The organism is Providencia rettgeri (genome assembly GCF_001874625.1).
Lineage (GTDB): Bacteria > Pseudomonadota > Gammaproteobacteria > Enterobacterales > Enterobacteriaceae > Providencia > Providencia huashanensis.
This window is the reverse complement of the sequence record NZ_CP017671.1, coordinates 3,587,888-3,608,789: the sequence shown is the minus strand read 5'-3', so window position 1 is coordinate 3,608,789 and position 20,902 is coordinate 3,587,888. Positions and strand designations below refer to the sequence as shown.

The window sequence follows — 20,902 nt, the reverse complement described above, 5'->3', positions numbered from 1 at the left end:
ATTAATGCGAAGCTGGTGGATGGCTGTGTTCAATATCTTCAGACTTCTTAGAGAAACGGCGACGGATCACCACGAAGAAGACTGGGACAAAGAAAATAGCCAGTGAAGTTGCTGCGAACATACCACCCAGAACACCCGTACCTACTGAGTTCTGAGATGCAGAACCTGCACCATTACTAAATACCAGTGGAATAACACCTAGCATAAATGCCAGTGATGTCATCAGGATTGGTCGTAAACGCATCTTAACTGCGTCAAGTGTTGCCTCGACTAACCCTTTCCCTTCTTTTTCCATTAAGTCTTTGGCGAATTCAACAATCAATATTGCGTTTTTCGCCGAGAGCCCAATGGTTGTTAGTAGACCTACTTTAAAGTAAACGTCATTATCTAAGCCTCGAACTGAGGTGAAGATTAATGCCCCGATAATACCTAGCGGAACGACTAACATAACAGAGAACGGAACTGACCAACTTTCATACAGTGCTGCCAAGCATAGGAAGACGACTATCAAGGAAATCGCATATAGAGCAGGGGCTTGGTTACCTGCTAAACGTTCTTGATAAGACATCCCCGTCCACTCATAACCAATTCCTTTTGGCAGGTTTTCAGTCGTGAGTTTTTCCATTAGCAGCATAGCATCCCCGGTACTTTTACCTGGGGCAGCCTGACCTTGAATGTTCATTGATGGGACACCGTTATAACGCTCTAAACGTGGTGAACCAAACTTCCAAGGGTCTTGGGATGTGTCCAAAAATGCAGAGAATGGAACCATTTTACCTTGGTTGTTACGAACATACAGGTTACTGATATTTTTTGGCAGCATACGGCTTTCTGCGTCACCTTGTACGTAAACTTTCTTCACACGACCGCGGTCGATAAAGTCATTCACGTAGGCTCCACCGAAGATCGAGCTTAATGTTGCGTTAATATCACTAATCGCAACACCTTGTGCCTGTGCTTTTTGTTGGTCGATATAAATACGGTACTGTGAGGTATCATCCTGACCATTTGGACGGACACCTTGCAGCATTTCTGGGTGCTGAGCTGCTAATCCAAGTAACTGATTACGGGCTTCCATTAATTTTTCATGCCCTAAGTTAGCTTTATCTACAAGCTCGAAGTCGAACCCGTCGGCGGTACCTAACTCAACAATTGCCGGTAGGTTAAATGCGTAGATTAGCGCTTCTTGTTTTTGTGACAGCGCGATATTAGCGCGTTGTACAATCGCATCGACGTGGTTTTCATCACCTTTACGCTCGCTCCAGTTTTTCAGAACGATAAAGGCTAGACCCATATTTTGTCCTTGACCTGCGAAGCTAAAGCCCCCAACGGTAAAGACTGACTCAACGTTTGCTTTTTCTTCGGTAAGGTAGTAGTTGTTAACTTCATCCAATACCGCTTGCGTTTGTTCTTGGGTTGATCCAGGTGGTAATTGGATCATTGACAGGAATACCCCTTGGTCTTCTGCTGGTAAGAAAGAAGACGGCAAACGCACAAACATAAAGGCCATGCCCGCCACTAATATCAGGTAGATGACAAGATAACGGCCTGTACCGTTAAGCATGCGGCTTACACTGTCAGTATAATGGTGAGCTTGCTTTTCAAACATTCGGTTAAACCAACCGAAGAACCCTTTCTGGCTACCGTGACTGCCTTTTTCAATCGGCTTCAACATGGTTGCGCACAGTGCTGGCGTTAAAATCATTGCCACCAGAACTGAGAATACCATTGATGATACAATCGTGATTGAGAACTGACGATAAATAGCCCCCGTAGACCCTCCAAAGAAAGCCATTGGGATAAATACTGCCGAAAGTACCATTGCGATACCGACTAATGCACCTTGGATTTGACCCATTGATTTTTTGGTCGCTTCTTTTGGTGACAAGCCTTCTTCTTGCATTACCCGCTCAACGTTTTCAACAACAACGATGGCATCATCGACCAGAAGACCGATGGCAAGAACCATGGCGAACATCGTCAGGGTATTTATCGAGTATCCGAATGCCGATAAAATAGCAAAAGTACCCAATAATACGACTGGAACGGCAATTGTAGGTATTAAGGTTGCACGAATGTTTTGTAGGAACAAATACATTACCACAACAACTAGCATGATTGCTTCAACCAACGTTTTAACCACTTCGTTAATCGAAATTTTAACGAATGGGGTTGTATCGTATGGATAAACAATTTCTAACCCTTGAGGGAAGAAAGGTTTCATATCTTCAAGAGCTGCGCGCACGTTATTAGAGGTATCTAATGCGTTTGCACCTGTCGCCAACTTAATACCAATACCAGCAGCAGGTTTACCATTAAAACGGGCAATCGTGCTGTAGTTTTCTGCACCTAATTCGACATCAGCAACATCTTTAATGCGTACTTGTGAACCATCTTGGTTTACACGCAGCAAAATATTGCTAAATTCTTCAGCATTATTTAAACGTGTTTGTGCAATGATAGAAACGTTTAAACGCTGGTTAGCAATTGAAGGTGAACCACCGAGTTGCCCTGCTGCTACTTGGTTGTTTTGAACCTTGATAGCATTAATGACATCCGTTGTGGTCATGTTGTATTTAACGAGCTGTTCTGGTTTTAACCAGATACGCATCGCATATTGCGTACCAAATAGTTGCGTTTCACCGACACCATTTACTCGGCTAAGTGGGTCTTTAATATTTGACCCAACATAGTCAGCAATGTCGTATTGCCCCATTGAGCCATCATTAGAAACGAAACCGGCAACCATTAAGAAGGAACTAGTTGATTTATCAACACTAATACCTTGCTGCTGAACCTCTTGTGGCAGCAATGGCATTGCCAGTTGCAATTTATTTTGTACCTGTACTTGCGCTATATCACCATCAGTACCTGCTTCAAACGTTATTGTGATGCTAGCAGAACCTGATGAATCACTGCTCGATGACATATATACCAAGTTATCGATACCGTTCATATTTTGTTCGATAACCTGAGTTACGGTGTTCTGTACAGTCTCAGCATCCGCTCCCGGATAGTTAGCTGAAATAGAAACAGCCGGTGGCGCGATGGTTGGGTACTGTGAAACAGGTAACTGGATAATTGCCAACAGACCAGCAAGCATGGTGATAATTGCAATTACCCACGCAAAAATTGGTCTTTCTATAAAAAACTTAGGCATTAATCAGCCGCTCCCTTATTTAGACTTTTCTTCAGGTTTTGCCTGATTGTCTATGGATTGCGTTTCTAAGTTAGCTTCCTTAGGATTCACAACAATTCCTGGTTTGATTTTTTGTAAGCCGATGACAATGATGCGATCACCTTCTTGTAAGCCATCAGTTATCAGCCATTTATTGCCAATAGCTTGACCAGCTTTAACCGCCCTGACTTCAACTTTATTCTCAGCGTTGACGACCATAACTTGAGAGGTCCCTTGAGCTGTACGGGATAACCCTTGTTGTGGCACCAAAATCGCTTTTTCAATTATGCCATCTTCTAATACTGCACGAACAAACATACCTGGAAGTAACTCTTTGTTCGGATTAGGGAAAACGGCTCTCATTGTGATAGAACCTGTTGTTTCATCAACAGTCACATCAGAGAACTCGAGAACACCTTTTTGTGCATATTCTAGGCCATCATTACTGATTAAGCTTACAGGGGCTTGACCAGATTCTCTTTGGACAGCACCTTTGGCTATCTCATTTTTTAGACGTAAAAAATCATCGCTTGATTGAGTGACGTCTACATAGATAGGGTCCAGTTGCTGAACACGCATTAACTCAGTTGCTTGACCAGTAGAAACTAATGCCCCTTCAGTGACATTCGATTTACCAGTACGACCACTGATTGGCGCAGTTACTTTGGTATAGTTCAGGTTAATACGTGCAGTTTCAACTGCGGCTTCAGCCGCTTTAACAGCAGCAAGAGCTTGTGCATAAGTTGATGTTGCTTGGTCGTATTCCTGACGGCTAATGTAATTAGTGCCTAACAATGGTTTATAACGTTTAACTGTCAATCCTGCTAAATTTGCATTTGCTTGCGCTTTCGCTAATTCAGCTTTTGCACTGTCATAGGTTGCTTGGAATGGTGCAGGGTCAATCTGGTACAAAGATGTGCCAGCTTCGACATCGCTACCTTCTTTATAGTTGCGCTTCAAAATGATGCCACTAACTTGAGGACGAACCTCAGCAATACGAAATGCAGATGTACGGCCTGGTAACTCGGTTTTGAGCGTCAGAGGTTCGGCTTTAAGCGTAACAATTCCTACTTCAGGCGCCGGGCGTTCTCCGCCACCTTGTTGTTCGTCGTTACAACCGGATAAAGCTAAGCCACCTGAAAGAACCAACAGAGCCAGAGGTAACACCCCTCTGTTTTTTCGCATAAGTTAACCTCAATTAATCAATATGAGTTCAAAACAAAAATAAGAAAAATGGTAAACAATATGATTTATCACTGTGCTATAGTACAAACATACACGATTGTATGTAAATCAGCTTTCGATAGAAACGGGTCACAATGGCACGAAAAACTAAACAACAGGCTGAAGAAACTCGTCAGGAAATATTAGATGCTGCTATCAAAACATTCTCTGAACGAGGCGTTTCTGCCACATCATTAGCCGATATTGCAAAAGCCGCCGGGGTTACCCGTGGGGCGATATATTGGCATTTCAAAAATAAAGTTGATCTTTTTTATCAAGCCTGTGAGTTTGGTGATAACCAAATTGTACAAGCTGAAGAATATTATCGTTCTAAATATACCAATGATCCACTTTCAATACTAAGAGAATTGTTAGTTTTTATTTTAACTGATTTCATTGAAAGCCCTAAAAACCGCGCTCTGATGGAAATATTTTTTTTGAAGTGCGAATTAGTCGGTGAAATGGCGGCGCTAGTTGATTTTAAACGGGCTAATTATGTTGCTAGCCAATGTCGAATTGTTGAAAACTTACACTCGTGTATTGCGGCAGGGCAATTACCGGCAGACTTAAATGTCGACTGCGCTGCTATTATGATCCGTTCTTTGATGTCAGGTTTATTGGAAAACTGGCTACTCCAGACAGAAAACTTCAATATAAATCAACACACCATTACATTGGTTGATACACTATTAGAGACTTTAAAAAGTAATGCCGCAATACGGCTTAAACCAATTCAAACTGAATAATTGGAGTGTAAAATGTCATCTATCCTGATTATTGCCAATGGCGCACCTTACGGCAGTGAAACATTATTTAACTCATTGCGTTTGGCGATCACCTTAAAAGAGCAAAATTCACAGTTGGATTTAAAAGTTTTCTTAATGTCAGATGCAGTGGCTGCGGGCTTGGCTGCGCAAAAACCCAAAGAAGGTTATAATCTTCAACAGATGTTAGAAATTTTAACCGCACAAAATGTTCCCGTGAAATTGTGTAAAACATGTACGGATGCACGAGGAATTAGCGAACTTGCTTTAGCGGACGGTGTTGAAGTTGGGACGCTTGTTGAACTCGCCAGTTGGACATTAAGTGCTGAGAAAGTATTAACGTTCTAGTCTGGGGTCGTGCAATATTTACCTAGTGTGCTGATAGTTGTTTATCAGCACTTTGTGTAATAAAACAATATGTGAAAGCTTATTATGTGAGTATATAGGGATGTTGTTATGATGAAACAACAACGGAATTGGCTACATTTAATTAGCATAATCTTATTATTTGCCACAGTGCTTTTTTCCTATCCTGTTAACGCATTAACCACGAGTCATTTACCGAGTAAAAATGAGATTAAAAGTGCACTCGATGCATTGAATAAAAAAAGTGCCTTGAATGAAGATGATAAATTAGCGTTAGCGGATTTAGAAAAAACATCTGATTTTTATGAGGAACTGAGTAAATTAGAACAACGAACTGAAGAACTACAAGAAAAACTCAACAATACCAGTGAAGATTCGAGAAAAGCGGTTCAAGGTTTACAGCAAATAAAAAAAGAAAATAAACAACTTGCAGCAAACTTCACTGAACAAATTCAAAAAAGCACACTTTCCCAATTAGAAGCATTGAAATCATCTTACCTAGAAAACGTTCAGGTTGAACACAGTGACCTCGCTACCTACAGTAGTCAATTGATAGGGTTACAAACTCAACCTGAACGAGCCCAAGCGCTGATGCTAGAAAATGCGAAGCGTTTGCAAGATATTCGTAATGAATTAAATAATACACAAGACGATGTGGTGAGCTTAAGGCCAACCCAAATCAATATGCTACTGGTAGAACAATATCTATTACAGCAGCAAAATGAGTATCAAAAACGCATTCTACAAAGCAATACCCAATTGCAAGATGTATTGCAAAAACAACGCGATTATACCGCGGCTTATATTGAACAGCTCGAAGTCTACATTCAACAGATCCAAGCTGAAATTAGCCACCGGCGGCTTAATGATTCCCAATCGACGGTACGTGAAGCATTGAGTACCTCTGAAACAGATATTAACGTTCAACAAAACCCGATTATTCAAAAAGAAATTGCGATTAATAATACATTAAGTGATCGGCTTATTGCGGTGACAGAAGACAGTAATAAATTAGTACAAAATGGTATACGAGTTAAAACGTGGCTTGAAAGAGCGACACAATCAGAGCGAAACTTAAAAGAACAGATCAATGTATTACGAGGTAGTTTGTTGTTATCTCGAATTTTATTTCAACAACAAATTGATTTACCCGCTAATATTTTAACTAAAAACTTACCTACGACAATTGCTGATTTGCGCCTTGAACAATTTGATATTAATCAGCAGCGTGATGAACTATACCAACCCAGTGATTACATCACTAAATTAGAACAGCAATTAGAGGTTAAAACGGGGGATGACCCAGAAGCGTCAACCTTATTATCAGAGGAAGACAAAGCGGTTTTAATAAAACTGTTGGAAGTTCGCCGAGGGTTGTTAGATGAGCTGAATCAACAACTCGGAGGGCAAATTTCACAAGCAATTAATTTAGAGTTAGATCAAAACCAATTATTGAGTGTTGTGAGTTCTCTTGAAAACATATTGGCACAGCAAATATTTTGGGTGAACAGTAATAAACCGATTGATTTAGAATGGCTGAAAGCCTTTCCCGAAGCGGCGACTGCACAATTGGACAATGTTGATTTATCCATTTCAAGTCGTAGCATTATGAAGGGCGTCAGTAACTCTTTGCTGGTGGTTATTCCGTTAGTGTTAGTCGCACTAATTTTTATTTGGTTTAACCGTAAGATTAATCGACGATTACAGGATATCGGCCAGCACCTTTCAAGTTTACGTAGTGACAGCGTATTAAGTACACCATTTGCCTTATTATTAACGTTAATGCAGACCTTGCCAGTATCATTGTTTTTATTAGCTATTGGTTATTGGTTTTTGAAAACAGGTAATGCTCAAGGGCCCTTTGTTTGGAAATTTTGTCAGCAATTAGCCATCTTCTGGGTGTTATTTGAGCTAACTTATCGGGTACTTAAACCCCAAGGTATCGCGCAAAAACACTTTGCTATCGAAAAAGAGAAAATAACACTTGCTCGACGTGGTCTGTTCAGATTATCTATCCCTTTGTTACCGCTTATTTTCTTTTCGACTTACGGAATTAGCAATCCATTAAAAGTGTCAGAAGATGTGATTGGTCAGCTAGTAGTGTTAATTTCCTTAGTGCTACTGTGTATTTTTACCACTCCATTTTGTAAGCGGGTTTGGCAAGAAAGGGGCAGTCATTTAACTCGGAGTATTGTTGTGGCACTACTGACATTTTCACCATTGATTTTAGTGGGGTTGATGATGGCGGGGTACTACTACACCACATTACGTTTGACGAATCGTTGGATAGACAGCTTATATTTATTGTTGCTGTGGCATATCACTTATAATGCCTGCTTGAGGGGGTTGACATTAGTCGCTCGAAAGCTTGCGTATCAACGAGCTATTGAACGACGTGCGATGTCTAAGCAAGAAGAGACAGAAAATGAGCCAATTAAAGAACCCCCTATGGCCATTGATTTAATTAGCCAACAGTCGTTGCGCTTAATGACAATGGTCTTATTTATTATCTTTGCACTAGCGTTCTATGCTATTTGGTCTGACTTTATTACGATTTTTTCCTTCTTAGACAGCGTGAATTTGTGGGGCTACACGGCGACTTCGGCGGAAGGTGGCAATATTTTACAATACGTGACGCTTGCCAATTTAATTTTAGCGTTAGTGATTATTGTTGTGTCATGGGTGATGACGCATAACTTACCTGGGTTATTGGAAGTCCTGGTATTATCTCGTTTGAAGTTGCGTCAGGGCTCAACCTACGCCATTAAAGCCATATTAACTTACAGTATTATTGGTATAGGAGCGATTGCTTCGCTGGGGATGATTGGCGTAACTTGGAATAAATTACAGTGGTTAGCCGCTGCTTTAACCGTTGGCTTAGGGTTTGGTTTACAAGAAATTTTTGCTAACTTTGTTTCTGGGATCATCTTATTATTTGAAAGGCCAATTCGTATTGGTGATACGGTGACGATCGGCGAATATTCAGGGACGGTGAGTAAGATCCGCATCCGAGCGACTACCATTGTTGATTTTGATCGTAAAGAGGTCATTATTCCCAATAAGGCTTTTGTGACTGAAAGGTTGATCAACTGGTCGCTTTCAGACACCGTCACACGGGTAACGATAGCAATTGGTGTTGCTTATGGGTCAGATCTCGACAAAGTTAAGCAAGTTTTATTATCTGCGGCGACCAGTAACAGCAAAGTAATGACAGAACCTGCACCTAATGTTTATTTTACTAGTTTTGGCGCGAGTACTTTAGATCACGAATTGCGTTTTTACGTACGCCAAATTGGTGATCGGTCTGTAACGAATGATGAAATAAACCGAGCGATAGACAAACTATGTAGAGAAAATGATATTGATATTGCCTTCAACCAACTAGAAGTTCATTTGCATAATAGCCAAGGGGATGAAGTGCAAGAAGTCAAGCGTACATTAAAAGACGGTGATGGCAACTTAGCTAATTAGCGGTCTTTCGTGCAGGTGGCTTGGGCCGCCTGCATTTGCTTCGAAATATAGTCATTTCTAACAATATCAAGGGCTTTTAGTACGATATCTGTGTCTATTTCTGAGGTTTCTAATAAATAAATCAAATCAACGGCAAGCTGTATTTCTAGCGGTGCATCTTTAAGCGAAGACATGGCAATTCCTTTTGTCGTTAATGTTGATTAATCAAAATATTGGTTTTCTTGGTGCTCAATAGCTTTTTCTATCCGTAACAGTGCTTGTCGGCAACGGTATAAACGGCCTGCCAATACGGCAAGTTCTTTTTGGCATTGGTGCTGTAAACGATGATCCGTTAGTTGGCTTAGGTGAAGTTCTTTTTCACTGACCATTGACTGCAAACGGCGTTCGTAGTCTTGATGTTGTGATAAACGTTCATATAAATCAATCTGCTCTTTCTTCTTGGTAAATGTTGATTCTTTCTCCCGCAAGGGTTGTGTCGAAATCTCACGAGAAATTGCCTGTATCTGGTGAACGATTTTTTCTGTGAGGAAATTGACCTGCTCTGCATGGTTTAGCGTGACACTATGGCAAAGCTGTAGATAAAGCGCTTTTAACTCGTTTTGGCAATCACCAAGGCGCGTCGACTTACGATTAAATAATTGCACATCAAAGCGGGAATGCGAAAACTCAAGGTCCTTTATTGGGCTCACTCGCGTCTCTAATTCATCAATCTGCTTTTTTAACGCATCTAAAAGAGCGGGGATTTTCATTTTTTATTCTCATTAAATGTGAAAAATAGCGTAATATTGATATTCAGCAACAAAAGCAACTGCAAATAGTCGGCTTCTTGTTGCATTTTTATGGTACTTTACATAAATTCTACACTTTCGTGTTTACTATATTGGCTTTTATTATGACCGCTAAAGAGCAACAACTGCAATTGATTAAAGAAAGTATCGCATCTATTCAAGATTATCCAATCGAAGGTGTGATTTTTCGTGATATCACGACTTTGTTAAACACCCCAGCAGCATACCAAGCAACCATTGATATGTTAGTTGAGCATTACCAAAATAAAGGGGTTACTAAAATTGTAGGGACTGAAGCACGTGGTTTTCTATTCGGTGCACCTGTCGCATTACGTTTAGGTGTTGGTTTTGTTCCTGTACGTAAAAAAGGGAAACTACCGCGTGAAGTATTAAGTATGACTTATGACCTTGAATACGGTACCGATACCCTTGAAATCCACAAAGACAGCATTACCCCAAATGATAATGTATTGGTTGTTGATGACCTATTAGCAACTGGTGGCACTGTCGAAGCAACAGTTAAAATGATCAAGCAGCTCGGTGCTAATGTGGTTGAAGCCGCATTTATCATTAGCTTACCTGACCTTGGTGGTGTGGAGCGGCTACAAAAAGAAGGCGTATCTTCTTACAGCTTAGTTGAATTCCCTGGGCACTAATCTTTATTTTCCCTCTATTTTTATCACAACCTCGCCGTAAGGGTTGAGGCTGTGGTAGCATGTACTAAGATTATATTTATTCACGTATCATGTTAAATTACTGTGGGAACCATGAGCTATCAGGTACTTGCCCGTAAGTGGCGACCTCAAAAATTTTCAGACGTTGTTGGCCAACAACACGTCTTGACTGCACTTGCTAATGGGCTGGAGCACCAGCGACTTCATCACGCCTATCTTTTCTCGGGCACACGAGGCGTAGGGAAAACGACGATTGCTCGCCTTTTTGCCAAAGGTCTTAATTGCGAAAAAGGGATCACGGCGTCCCCTTGTGGTCAATGTGTCAACTGCTTGGAAATTGAACAGGGCAGGTTTGTCGACCTAATTGAGATTGACGCAGCTTCACGAACTAAAGTGGAAGATACCCGCGAATTACTCGATAACGTCCAATACGCACCAGCACGCGGTCGCTTCAAAGTCTACTTGATTGATGAAGTCCACATGCTGTCACGTCATAGCTTTAATGCCTTGTTGAAAACCCTTGAAGAGCCGCCAGAACACGTAAAATTTCTTTTGGCGACGACTGACCCACAAAAACTTCCCGTGACTATTTTGTCACGTTGCTTGCAGTTCCATCTAAAAGCGTTAGATGTCACTCAAATTAGCGAACAACTTGAATTAATTCTTAATGCTGAAAATATTGAACATGACCTGCGTGCTCGCCAGCTGATAGCGAGAGCCGCTGATGGTAGTTTACGTGATGCATTAAGTTTAACAGACCAAGCCATCGCGATGGGGCAAGGCAAGGTAACTGCTGACATAGTGAGTCAAATGCTTGGCACACTGGATGATGAGCAACCATTAGCTATCATTGAGGCATTAGTCCGTGCTGATAGCATCGCCGTGATGACCCAAGTGGAGCAAGCGGCTAGCCGAGGTGCGGACTGGGAGAATTTACTGGTTGAAATTTTAACCCAGTTACACCGCATCGCGATGATCCAACTTCTTCCTGCGGAGCAAGAAACAGACCCATCTTCGATAGACGGGCGCTTGCGGCAAGTTGCAAGGGTTATTTCTCCAGCAGATTTACAGCTTTTCTACCAAACCTTGTTGGTAGGAAGAAAAGAATTGCCCTATGCACCTGAGCGGCGTATGGGGGTAGAAATGGCCTTATTGCGAGCACTGGCATTTCACCCTAAAAGTGTAATCGAAGAAATTGAAGCGCCTCCTCGGGTGATCACACAAACGGTAACACAGAGTGCACCTCAAAGGGGAGCGCCGCCACAAACTCGTGCAGAGAATTTGCCAGAAAATAGCCCAACCTTGCAGTTATTAAAAGCTAGGCAGACCCTGCAATCACCCCAAAGCGAGGACCCTGGCCTAAAAAAGGCTAAACCGGCGACGTCTGAAAAGGCTAAGCCGGCGGTATCAGCACTAGAAAGGCTGGCCGCCGTGACCAGCAAACACCAACAAAATGTGGAAAACAAAGCTTCACAAGGGGTGAAAGCTCAGAAACCAAAGCCGTATCAGTGGAAAGCTCAGAACAAAGAAACAATGGCTCAAAAAGATGCCGTTACGACGCCAAGTGAGATCAAAGAAGCGTTAGAATATGAGAAAACCCCTGAATTAGCAGTAAAAATTATTGAAGAAGGGCGGGAGCGAGACAGCTGGTCCGGGACAATAGCAAAATTAAATATTCCTAAGCTGGTTGAACAATTAGCTTTGAATTCATATATAGAAGAATTAAGTGAGTCGCAAATTGTTTTACATTTGCGTTCATCTCAGAAGCACCTCGATAAGCCCCAAGCGCATAAAGCGCTAGAGGAAGCTCTGAGCGAGCAGTATGGTCGTTCTGTTGAACTGAAAATCGTTCATGATGATAATAGTGATGTGAAAACACCACTAGAATGGCGACAGGCGATTTATGAAGAGAAACTGGCGCAAGCTCGTCAGTCAATTATTGCGGATAAGACGATTCAAAAACTTCGCTCTATGTTTGATGCGCAGTTGGATGAAGAAAGTATTCGCCCCGTTTAACGCTACAGTATATTGGTTAATCTGTAGCCTCAGTTGTGAGAGAAAACTATGTTTGGTAAAGGTGGATTGGGTAACCTGATGAAACAGGCCCAGCAAATGCAAGATAAAATGCAAAAAGTTCAGGAAGAAATCGCTCAACTTGAAGCTACAGGCGAGTCTGGTGCTGGCTTAGTGAAAGTGACAATTAATGGTTCGCATAATTGCCGCCGTGTTGAGATCGACCCTAGCTTGTTAGAAGATGACAAAGAAATGTTAGAAGACTTGATTGCAGCGGCATTTAACGATGCGGCTCGACGCATTGAAGAGACACAAAAAGAGAAAATGGCGAGCGTTTCTAGTGGTATGCAATTACCACCAGGCTTTAAGATGCCATTCTAATGCAAACAAGTCCGCTTCTTGAATCATTAATGGAAGCGTTGCGCTGTCTTCCCGGCGTTGGGCCAAAGTCAGCGCAGCGTATGGCTTTCCATCTTCTACAGCGTGACCGGAGCGGTGGGATGCGTTTAGCGCAATCTCTCACAAGTGCAATGTCTGAAATTGGTCATTGCCGTGATTGCAGAACGTTTACCGAACAAGAGGTTTGTAATATTTGTGCGAATCCGCGTCGTCAGCAAAATGGTTTAGTTTGTGTTGTCGAAAGCCCAGCAGATATCTATGCCATTGAACAAACTGGGCAATTTTCAGGGCGCTATTTTGTTCTTATGGGGCATTTATCGCCATTGGACGGTATTGGTCCGATAGATATTGGCCTTGATAGGTTAGAAGAACGCTTAGCGGTAGAGACGATCACAGAAGTGATTTTAGCGACAAACCCGACGGTAGAAGGTGAAGCAACAGCAAACTATATTGGGGAAATGTGCGCACAATATGGGGTGGCAGCGAGCCGAATTGCTCATGGGGTGCCTGTGGGTGGGGAATTAGAGTTAGTCGATAGTACGACGCTGTCTCATTCGCTCTCCGGCCGCTCTCGATTGTAATATCCTCGTCATATTTCAAGCTGTAGGGGTGTTGGCTGCACTCGGCGACTCGGGTCACATACTGATGTATGCTCCCCGAGATCTCCTCATTTGCCGCCTACCTACAACTTGAACTATTTAGAGGATAGTATTGATTTCGTTTTTCTAAAATCACCCTACAGAATTCAGTTACTAATTTGGGTCGTGGGGGCTACACTCGGCGACTCGAGTCACATACTGATGTATGCTCCCCGAGATCTCCTCATTTGCCGCCTACCTACAACTTGAACTATTTAGAGGGTAGTATTGATTTCGTTTTTCTAAAATCACCCTACAGAATTCAGTTACTAATTTGAGTCGTGGGGGCTACACTCGGTGACTTGGGTCACATACTGATGTATGCTCCCCGAGATCTCCTCATTTGCCGCCTACCTACAACTTGAACTATTTAGAGGATAGTATTGATTTCGTTTTTCTAAAATCACCCTACAGAATTCAGTTACTAATTTGAGTCGTGGGGGCTACACTCGGTGACTTGGGTCACATACTGGTGTATGCTCCTAGGGATTAACGTATTTGACGCCTAGCTACAGCACAAATTATTTAGAGTATATGATTGGAGATGAGTAGAATTATTCCTTTCATTAACTATCTTTAAAATGATTGCGGTTGTTATTATTTCCTTTCTAATCATTGGTTTTGGTTTTTTCTTCAGTAAATTTTTTTGTCTTTATCGCTTGAATTTTTGTTTTTCGCCCCCAACTAATCTGCATCGATAAGTCAAACCTATCCAATTAGATTGATGAAATAGAGGCGATTAATGAGTATGAAAGGACAGGAAACGCGTGGTTTCCAATCAGAAGTTAAGCAACTCCTCCAATTAATGATCCACTCTCTTTATTCGAATAAAGAGATTTTCTTACGCGAATTGATCTCCAACGCATCAGATGCGGCGGATAAACTGCGTTTTCGTGCGTTATCTAAACCAGAACTGTATGAGAATGATGGTGAATTGCGTGTACGTATTAGCGCAGATAAAGACCAAGGTACATTAACGATTAGTGATAACGGTATTGGTATGAGCCGTGAAGAAGTTATTGATAACTTGGGGACTATCGCAAAATCAGGTACGAAAGCATTTTTAGAATCTTTAGGTACTGATCAGGCAAAAGATAGCCAAATGATTGGTCAATTTGGTGTTGGTTTCTATTCAGCTTTTATTGTCGCAGATAAAGTCACAGTACGTAGCCGTGCAGCAGGAGCCCCTGCGGGTGAAGGTGTTTTTTGGGAATCTGCGGGTGAAGGTGAGTATACTATTGCCGATATTGAAAAAGCGGAACGCGGTACAGAAATTACGTTGCATTTACGTGACGATGAAAAAGAATTCCTTGATAACTGGCGTCTACGCTCAGTAATTAGTAAATATTCAGACCATATTGCTTTACCTGTTGAAATTGAAGATAAAAATGAAGAAGACGGTACGGTAACGTGGGAAAAGATTAACCAAGCTAAAGCACTATGGACACGTAGTAAGTCTGAGATCTCTGATGAAGAGTATGTTGAATTCTATAAACATATTTCCCACGACTATGCTGACCCTTTGACTTGGACGCACAACCGTGTTGAAGGTAAACAAGAGTATACCAGTTTACTGTATGTTCCTTCTCAAGCACCATTCGACTTATGGAATCGTGACCAACAGCATGGCCTGAAATTATACGTTCAACGCGTATTTATTATGGATGACGCTGAACAGTTTATGCCAAATTACCTACGGTTTATTCGTGGTGTATTAGATTCCAATGATTTGCCATTGAACGTTTCTCGTGAAATATTGCAAGATAGCGCATTAACACGCAGTTTACGTAGTGCATTGACTAAACGTGTTCTACAAATGCTTGAAAAATTGGCGAAAACAGATGCGGAAAAATATCAAACTTTCTGGCAACAATTTGGTTTAGTGATGAAAGAGGGCCCTGCGGAAGATATGGCAAATGGTGAAACCATTGCTAAACTTCTGCGTTTCGCGACCACTCAAACAGATAGCAGCGTGCAAAATGTTTCTTTAGAAGACTACGTTAGCCGTATGGTGGAAGGGCAGGATAAAATTTACTATATCACCGCAGATAGCTATGCGGCGGCAAAAGGTAGCCCACACCTCGAATTATTCCGTAAAAAAGGTATTGAGGTATTGTTGTTATCCGACCGTATTGACGAATGGATGATGAACTATTTGTCTGAGTTTGATGGCAAACAATTCCAATCAGTCAGTAAAGCTGATGAGTCATTAGATAAACTTGCGGATGAAAACAAAGCTGAACAAGAAGAAGCGGATAAACAATTAGCACCATTTGTTGAGCGTGTAAAATCATTCTTGGGTGAAAGGGTTAAAGACGTCAAACTGACGCATCGTTTAACCGATACTCCAGCGATTGTCACTACAAATGCTGATGAAATGAGCACTCAGATGGCGAAATTATTCGCTGCGGCTGGTCAAGCTGCGCCAGAAGTGAAATACAACTTCGAATTAAACCCAGCACACCCATTGGTGAAAAAAGCGTCTGAAGTGTCAGATGAGTCTGTATTTGCTGATTGGGTTGATGTGTTATTGGATCAAGCATTATTGGCCGAGCGTGGTACATTGGAAGATCCAAATTTATTTATACGAAAAATCAACGAATTGCTTTTAAAATAAGTTAATTTTGTACTTTCGTTTTTGAACATAAACCACGCTTTTGCTTGTGCTTTAGCGTGGTTTTTTTCTTTTGCGAAAAAAGATAAATGCGAAAACGTTTACGTGTGTTCTTGAGTAAAGCGCCATGCTAATGGTATGGTAGCTTGTTTTCTTTTCAAATTATAAAAATCTAAATAGCAAGGGGTTTACGCAATGCGTATCATTCTGCTTGGCGCTCCAGGCGCTGGTAAGGGCACTCAAGCTCAATTTATTATGGAAAAGTTTGGGATCCCTCAAATTTCAACAGGTGACATGCTACGTGCAGCTGTTAAGTCAGGGAGCGAACTTGGTTTGCAAGCTAAAGAATTAATGGATAACGGTAAATTAGTGACTGACGAATTGGTTATCGCATTAGTTAAAGAGCGTATCAAACAAGATGATTGCCGTAATGGGTTCTTGTTAGATGGGTTCCCTCGCACAATTCCGCAAGCGGATGCCATGAAAGAAGCGGGTATTACCGTTGATAACGTCCTTGAATTTGATGTACCAGACGAAATCATCGTTGAGCGCATCATTGGCCGTCGTGTACATGCACCATCTGGTCGTGTTTACCACATCAACTTTAATCCACCGAAAGTGGAAGGTAAAGACGATGTAACCGGTGAAGAATTAACGATACGTAAAGATGACCAAGAAGATACCGTACGTAAACGTTTAGTTGAGTACCATGCATTAACGGCTCCTTTAATTGCTTATTATCAAAATGAAGCAAAACAAGGTAATACGAAGTACTTCAAATTGGATGGTACACGTAAAGTTTCTGAAGTTAGTGAAGAATTAGCAAAAATTTTAGGTTAATATTGGCACTCCTTATGCTTCTTGTTACTGTATAACAGTAACTTGCATTATTAAGGGTGTAAGCCAAGTATAAGGCAGCGAGATCGCTGCCTTTATTGTTATACCACTTGGTGATAAAAATAGTTATTTAACTATGTTAATGTTGGGAATGATTATCAATTAGGAGTTGTTTCATGTCAGAAAAAAAATACGGCATTTTATTGGCTAACCTAGGAACACCTGATGCCCCAACAACCTCAGCAGTTAGACGCTATTTAGCAGAATTTCTTAGTGATACTCGCGTTATTGATGTACCTCGTCTAATTTGGAAACCTATTCTATATGGTGCAATTTTGCCTATTCGGTCGTCGAAAGTCGCGAAATTATATCAATCTATTTGGTTAGAAGACGGCTCCCCATTATTGGTTTACTCTTTACGCCAAAAGCAAAAATTAGCCGCTTTGTTGCCTAATATTCCAGTAGATATAGGGATGAGCTACGGTTCACCATCAATTAAAACTGCGATTGATAACCTGATGGAGCAAGGGGTTACTGATTTAGTGGTCTTACCTTTATATCCACAATATTCATGTACCACAACTGCTGCGGTTTATGATGCAGTTACAAGGGCATTTCAAGGTCGACGTACTATTCCGTCAGTTCAATTTATTCGGAGTTATGCCACTCATCCTGCGTACATTAAAGCACTGGTAACTTCTATTGAAGCTAGTTTTGCCAAGCACGGTGAACCAGATAGGCTGGTATTGTCTTTCCACGGCATTCCTAAGCGTTATTGTGATACAGGTGATATCTATCAGCAAGAATGTGAAAAAACCGCTCAGGCATTGCGTGAAGCCTTAAATTATCCAAGTGATAACGTGTTACTCACTTACCAGTCACGTTTTGGACGAGAGCCTTGGCTCATGCCCTACATGGATAAAACAATGCATGAATTACCCAGCCAAGGTGTAAAATCAGTTCAGGTTATTTGTCCTGGGTTTTCAGTTGATTGTTTGGAAACATTAGAAGAGATAAGCGAACAAAATAAAGAGTTCTTTATTAGCAGTGGTGGTCATAAATATAATTACATATCAGCTTTAAATGATAATCAAGATAGTATTAGCATGATTAATTTAATAATTGAAGATGCATTAAAGTAGTCAATGCATACAATTAATACAAAAAAGTTAGCTTATCGATATATCAAAAATTCGATTATAGACTATAATAACTTATCTGAAATTAAAAACGATTAAACAAATTTTATGTCTTTTGGAATTAATATGAGCAATGAGCAACCGCCACGAGGCAATAATATAGAGCAGAAATCAAATACTGCTCCTCAGTTTCATTTACAGCAGAATGATGAAATTGACCTCATGGCATTATTTTCGATTTTATTAAAGCATAAGCTCTTAATTATTATTTTTACTGCTTTCTGTATTGTGTTGAGCGCGGGGATTGTCAGCTTTTTACCCCAAAAATGGAGTAGTACGGCAATTGTTATTCCTCCTACATCTGAAAACATCCAAGAAGTAAACAAATTAAAAGCGCAATTAGACGCACTAGAAATCCCTATTGATTTAAGTGCTCAGCGCATTTTTAGCGTGTTTGTTGATCAGTTTCGTTCAAAAGTTAACCAGAGCGAATATGTAAAAAGTACACGGTATTTTCAGCAGTTAGCGCAAAATATCGAACCGAAAGATGATGTTGCTAGTCAACAACGGTTAGTGAATCAAATCATTACCAACGATATCCAAATTCAAGACCAATCGAAAGAAAAAAACAGTACCTCCAATGACATTGTTTTAAAGTTTACGGCGTCTTTACCTATCGAAGCACAAGACTTACTTGAGGGGTATATTCGCTATAGTGCATCAAAAGTGAGGCAGCAAATTAAAGTTGAGATAGATAACACTGTTTCTCAGCGGTTGATCTTTGCTAGCGAATCACTGAAACGCGAAGTCAGTAAAATCCAAACGGAATATGATGTTAAAGTTGAACGCTTAAAGCGAGCTGTTGACATCGCGAAGGCTGCTGGGATAGAAAAACCGATTGCGAGTGATTCTGTAACGATCAACGATGACCCTGACTACCCAATTGCGCTTGGTACAGAAGCCTTAGAAAAGAAATTACTCATTGAGACACAAAACCGTGATTTAGCTTTAATGAGCGAAACCTTGCAGAACCGTCAAATTTATATTGATGAACTTAATGCGTTAACGAGCAAGGAGTTAGACTTTGCACCCGTGATGTTTATTTTGACACCGGATTTCCCACTACAAAAAGATTCACCTAAATCATCGCTTATTGTGGCATTGAGCGCAGTTCTCGGCTTTATATTGAGCTGTTCATTTGTATTGAGTCGCCAGTTATATCGTGATTATAAACAGCAAAATGTGTAATTATTCAGCTAGGTGATAGTAATCAAGCCAGCTCTTTCTTTTGAGGTGCTGGCTTAGCTTTATCGTGTTAGAATAGGGAGATGTTCCATTTTTAATCTCCTAATTATGAAATTCCCCGGTCAGCGTAAGTCAAAACATTACTTCCCTGTTAGTCTCAGAGATCCGCTTTTACAGCCCCTAAAAGAAACGTTGGCTGATGAAGAAAACTGTAAATCCTATATTGTTGGTATCGACCAAACTTTGGTCGACATCGAAGCAAAAGTGGATGATGAGTTTATTCAACGCTATCAATTAAGCAAAGGGCACTCACTGGTTATAGAAGATGCTATTGCTGAGGCGTTATATAAAGAATTAACAGATAACGCATTGATTACACATGAATTTGCGGGTGGTACGATTGGTAATACATTGCATAATTATTCTGTCTTAGCGGATGATCGCTCTGTCCTGTTAGGCACAATGTGTAACAATATCCAAATTGGCAGTTATGCTTATCGTTATTTATGTCATACCTCTAGCCGTATGGATTTAAATTTCTTGCAAGGTGTTGATGGCCCTATTGGGCGTTGTTTCACGCTAATTACTGAAAATGGTGAGCGGACGTTTGCTATTAGCCCTGGCCATATGAACCGCTTACAGCCTAGTAGTATCCCTGAAGATATTATTGCAGGGGCTTCTGCATTAGTATTAACGGCCTATTTAGTACGTTGTAAGCCAGGTGAGACCATGCCTGAAGCGACGATGCAAGCCATTACATATGCGAAAAAACATAATGTGCCAGTGGTATTAACTTTGGGGACTAAATTCGTTATTGCTCAGGACCCACAGTTTTGGCGTGATTTTCTCGCCGAACATATTTCAGTAGTCGCGATGAACGAAGATGAAGCACAAGAACTAACCGGTTTAAGTGATCCTCTATTAGCCTCGAATATGGCTTTAGATTGGGTTGATTTAGTGCTTTGTACCGCTGGGCCGTCAGGGTTGTATATGGCTGGGTACACAGAAGAAAGCTATAAACGTACAACACAGCACCCATTGTTACCAGGGGCGATTGCAGAGTTTAATTTGTATGAGTTTAGTCGTGCAATGCGCCAGCAAGATTGCCAAGTACCATTACGGATTTTTTCTCATATTGAACCTTATATGGGGGGGCCGGAAAAAATAATGAATACGAATGGTGCAGGAGACGGCGCATTATCTGCATTACTCCATGATATCACAGCAAATTCTTATCATCGTTCAAACGTCCCAAACTCCAGTAAACATGAACGCCAATACTTAACATATTCATCTTTAGCTCAAGTGTGTAAGTATGCTAATCGTGTTAGTTATCAAGTGTTAACACAGCATTCACCACGGTTAACTCGCGGGTTACCTGAAAAAGAAGATAGTTTGGAAGAATCCTACTGGGATCGCTAAGTTAAAAATGATATTCAATATTTATATTATTGAAGTATGTTAAGTTAATTGACCCCAATATAAATATTGGGGTTTTTTATATCAATATATAACATCTATATATTAATTGATTAATATATTAATTAATTAG

At 40.9% G+C, this 20,902-nt stretch carries 16 protein-coding genes; 12 read left to right on the top strand and 4 right to left on the bottom strand.

Annotated features, from left to right (window positions below):
* Position 1: 1 nt before the first annotated feature.
* Together RB151_RS16825 and RB151_RS16820 are read right to left on the bottom strand one after the other, a co-directional pair.
* Entirely contained in the window at positions 2–3,160 is a 3,159-nt protein-coding gene (locus tag RB151_RS16825) for an efflux RND transporter permease subunit (RefSeq protein ID WP_042848167.1), read from the bottom strand.
* 15 nt (positions 3,161–3,175) lie between these two features.
* The gene (locus RB151_RS16820) at positions 3,176–4,363 is read right to left on the bottom strand and encodes an efflux RND transporter periplasmic adaptor subunit (RefSeq protein ID WP_048608073.1); all 1,188 of its coding nucleotides are present in this window, start codon (positions 4,361–4,363) and stop codon (positions 3,176–3,178) included.
* A 134-nt stretch (positions 4,364–4,497) separates the two neighbouring features.
* Here RB151_RS16820 and acrR point away from each other — a divergent pair, with 134 nt between their 5' ends.
* The 3 genes from acrR (at position 4,498) to mscK (ending at position 9,003) form a co-directional block, all read left to right on the top strand.
* Complete coding sequence (gene acrR, locus RB151_RS16815) at positions 4,498–5,148, top strand: multidrug efflux transporter transcriptional repressor AcrR (RefSeq protein ID WP_042848164.1); 651 nt, start codon at positions 4,498–4,500, stop codon at positions 5,146–5,148.
* A gap of 12 nt (positions 5,149–5,160) precedes the next feature.
* A complete protein-coding gene (locus RB151_RS16810) occupies positions 5,161–5,514 on the top strand; it encodes a DsrE/DsrF/TusD sulfur relay family protein (protein ID WP_042848163.1) in 354 nt (117 codons plus the stop codon).
* 108 nt (positions 5,515–5,622) lie between these two features.
* Entirely contained in the window at positions 5,623–9,003 is a 3,381-nt protein-coding gene (mscK, locus tag RB151_RS16805) for a mechanosensitive channel MscK (protein WP_071548529.1), read from the top strand.
* Here mscK and RB151_RS16800 read toward each other — a convergent pair.
* Together RB151_RS16800 and priC are read right to left on the bottom strand one after the other, a co-directional pair.
* The gene (locus tag RB151_RS16800) at positions 9,000–9,176 is read right to left on the bottom strand and encodes a DUF2496 domain-containing protein (RefSeq protein WP_042848160.1); all 177 of its coding nucleotides are present in this window, start codon (positions 9,174–9,176) and stop codon (positions 9,000–9,002) included. The genes mscK and RB151_RS16800 overlap by 4 nt on opposite strands.
* 27 nt (positions 9,177–9,203) lie before the next feature.
* Positions 9,204–9,752 carry a primosomal replication protein PriC gene (priC, locus tag RB151_RS16795; RefSeq protein ID WP_042848158.1) on the bottom strand — a complete coding sequence of 183 codons (549 nt, stop codon included), beginning with the start codon at positions 9,750–9,752 and terminating at the stop codon, positions 9,204–9,206.
* A gap of 143 nt (positions 9,753–9,895) precedes the next feature.
* Between priC and apt the strand changes: the two genes are divergently transcribed.
* From apt to RB151_RS16750, 9 genes are all read left to right on the top strand, one after another.
* Positions 9,896–10,447 carry an adenine phosphoribosyltransferase gene (gene apt, locus RB151_RS16790; protein WP_042848155.1) on the top strand — a complete coding sequence of 184 codons (552 nt, stop codon included), beginning with the start codon at positions 9,896–9,898 and terminating at the stop codon, positions 10,445–10,447.
* 111 nt (positions 10,448–10,558) lie between these two features.
* Complete coding sequence (gene dnaX / locus RB151_RS16785; RefSeq protein WP_048608071.1) at positions 10,559–12,481, top strand: DNA polymerase III subunit gamma/tau; 1,923 nt, start codon at positions 10,559–10,561, stop codon at positions 12,479–12,481.
* A gap of 48 nt (positions 12,482–12,529) precedes the next feature.
* Positions 12,530–12,859, top strand: coding sequence for a YbaB/EbfC family nucleoid-associated protein (locus RB151_RS23095; RefSeq protein WP_004260403.1), 330 nt, complete (start codon positions 12,530–12,532; stop codon positions 12,857–12,859).
* Positions 12,859–13,458: a recombination mediator RecR gene (gene recR, locus RB151_RS16775; RefSeq protein ID WP_042848149.1), complete on the top strand. Its 600-nt coding sequence runs from the start codon at positions 12,859–12,861 to the stop codon at positions 13,456–13,458. Before RB151_RS23095 ends, recR begins: the two co-directional genes overlap by 1 nt.
* An 805-nt stretch (positions 13,459–14,263) precedes the next feature.
* Positions 14,264–16,132 carry a molecular chaperone HtpG gene (gene htpG, locus RB151_RS16770; RefSeq protein WP_071548871.1) on the top strand — a complete coding sequence of 623 codons (1,869 nt, stop codon included), beginning with the start codon at positions 14,264–14,266 and terminating at the stop codon, positions 16,130–16,132.
* A gap of 192 nt (positions 16,133–16,324) precedes the next feature.
* Positions 16,325–16,969, top strand: a complete 645-nt coding sequence (gene adk / locus RB151_RS16765; RefSeq protein ID WP_004913624.1) for an adenylate kinase — start codon at positions 16,325–16,327, stop codon at positions 16,967–16,969.
* A 173-nt stretch (positions 16,970–17,142) separates the two neighbouring features.
* A complete protein-coding gene (gene hemH, locus RB151_RS16760; protein WP_071548528.1) occupies positions 17,143–18,108 on the top strand; it encodes a ferrochelatase in 966 nt (321 codons plus the stop codon).
* A gap of 123 nt (positions 18,109–18,231) precedes the next feature.
* The gene (wzz(fepE), locus tag RB151_RS16755) at positions 18,232–19,353 is read left to right on the top strand and encodes an LPS O-antigen length regulator Wzz(fepE) (RefSeq protein WP_225832991.1); all 1,122 of its coding nucleotides are present in this window, start codon (positions 18,232–18,234) and stop codon (positions 19,351–19,353) included.
* Positions 19,354–19,458: 105 nt separating this feature from the next.
* Entirely contained in the window at positions 19,459–20,772 is a 1,314-nt protein-coding gene (locus tag RB151_RS16750; protein WP_048608064.1) for an inosine/guanosine kinase, read from the top strand.
* Positions 20,773–20,902: the final 130 nt, after the last annotated feature.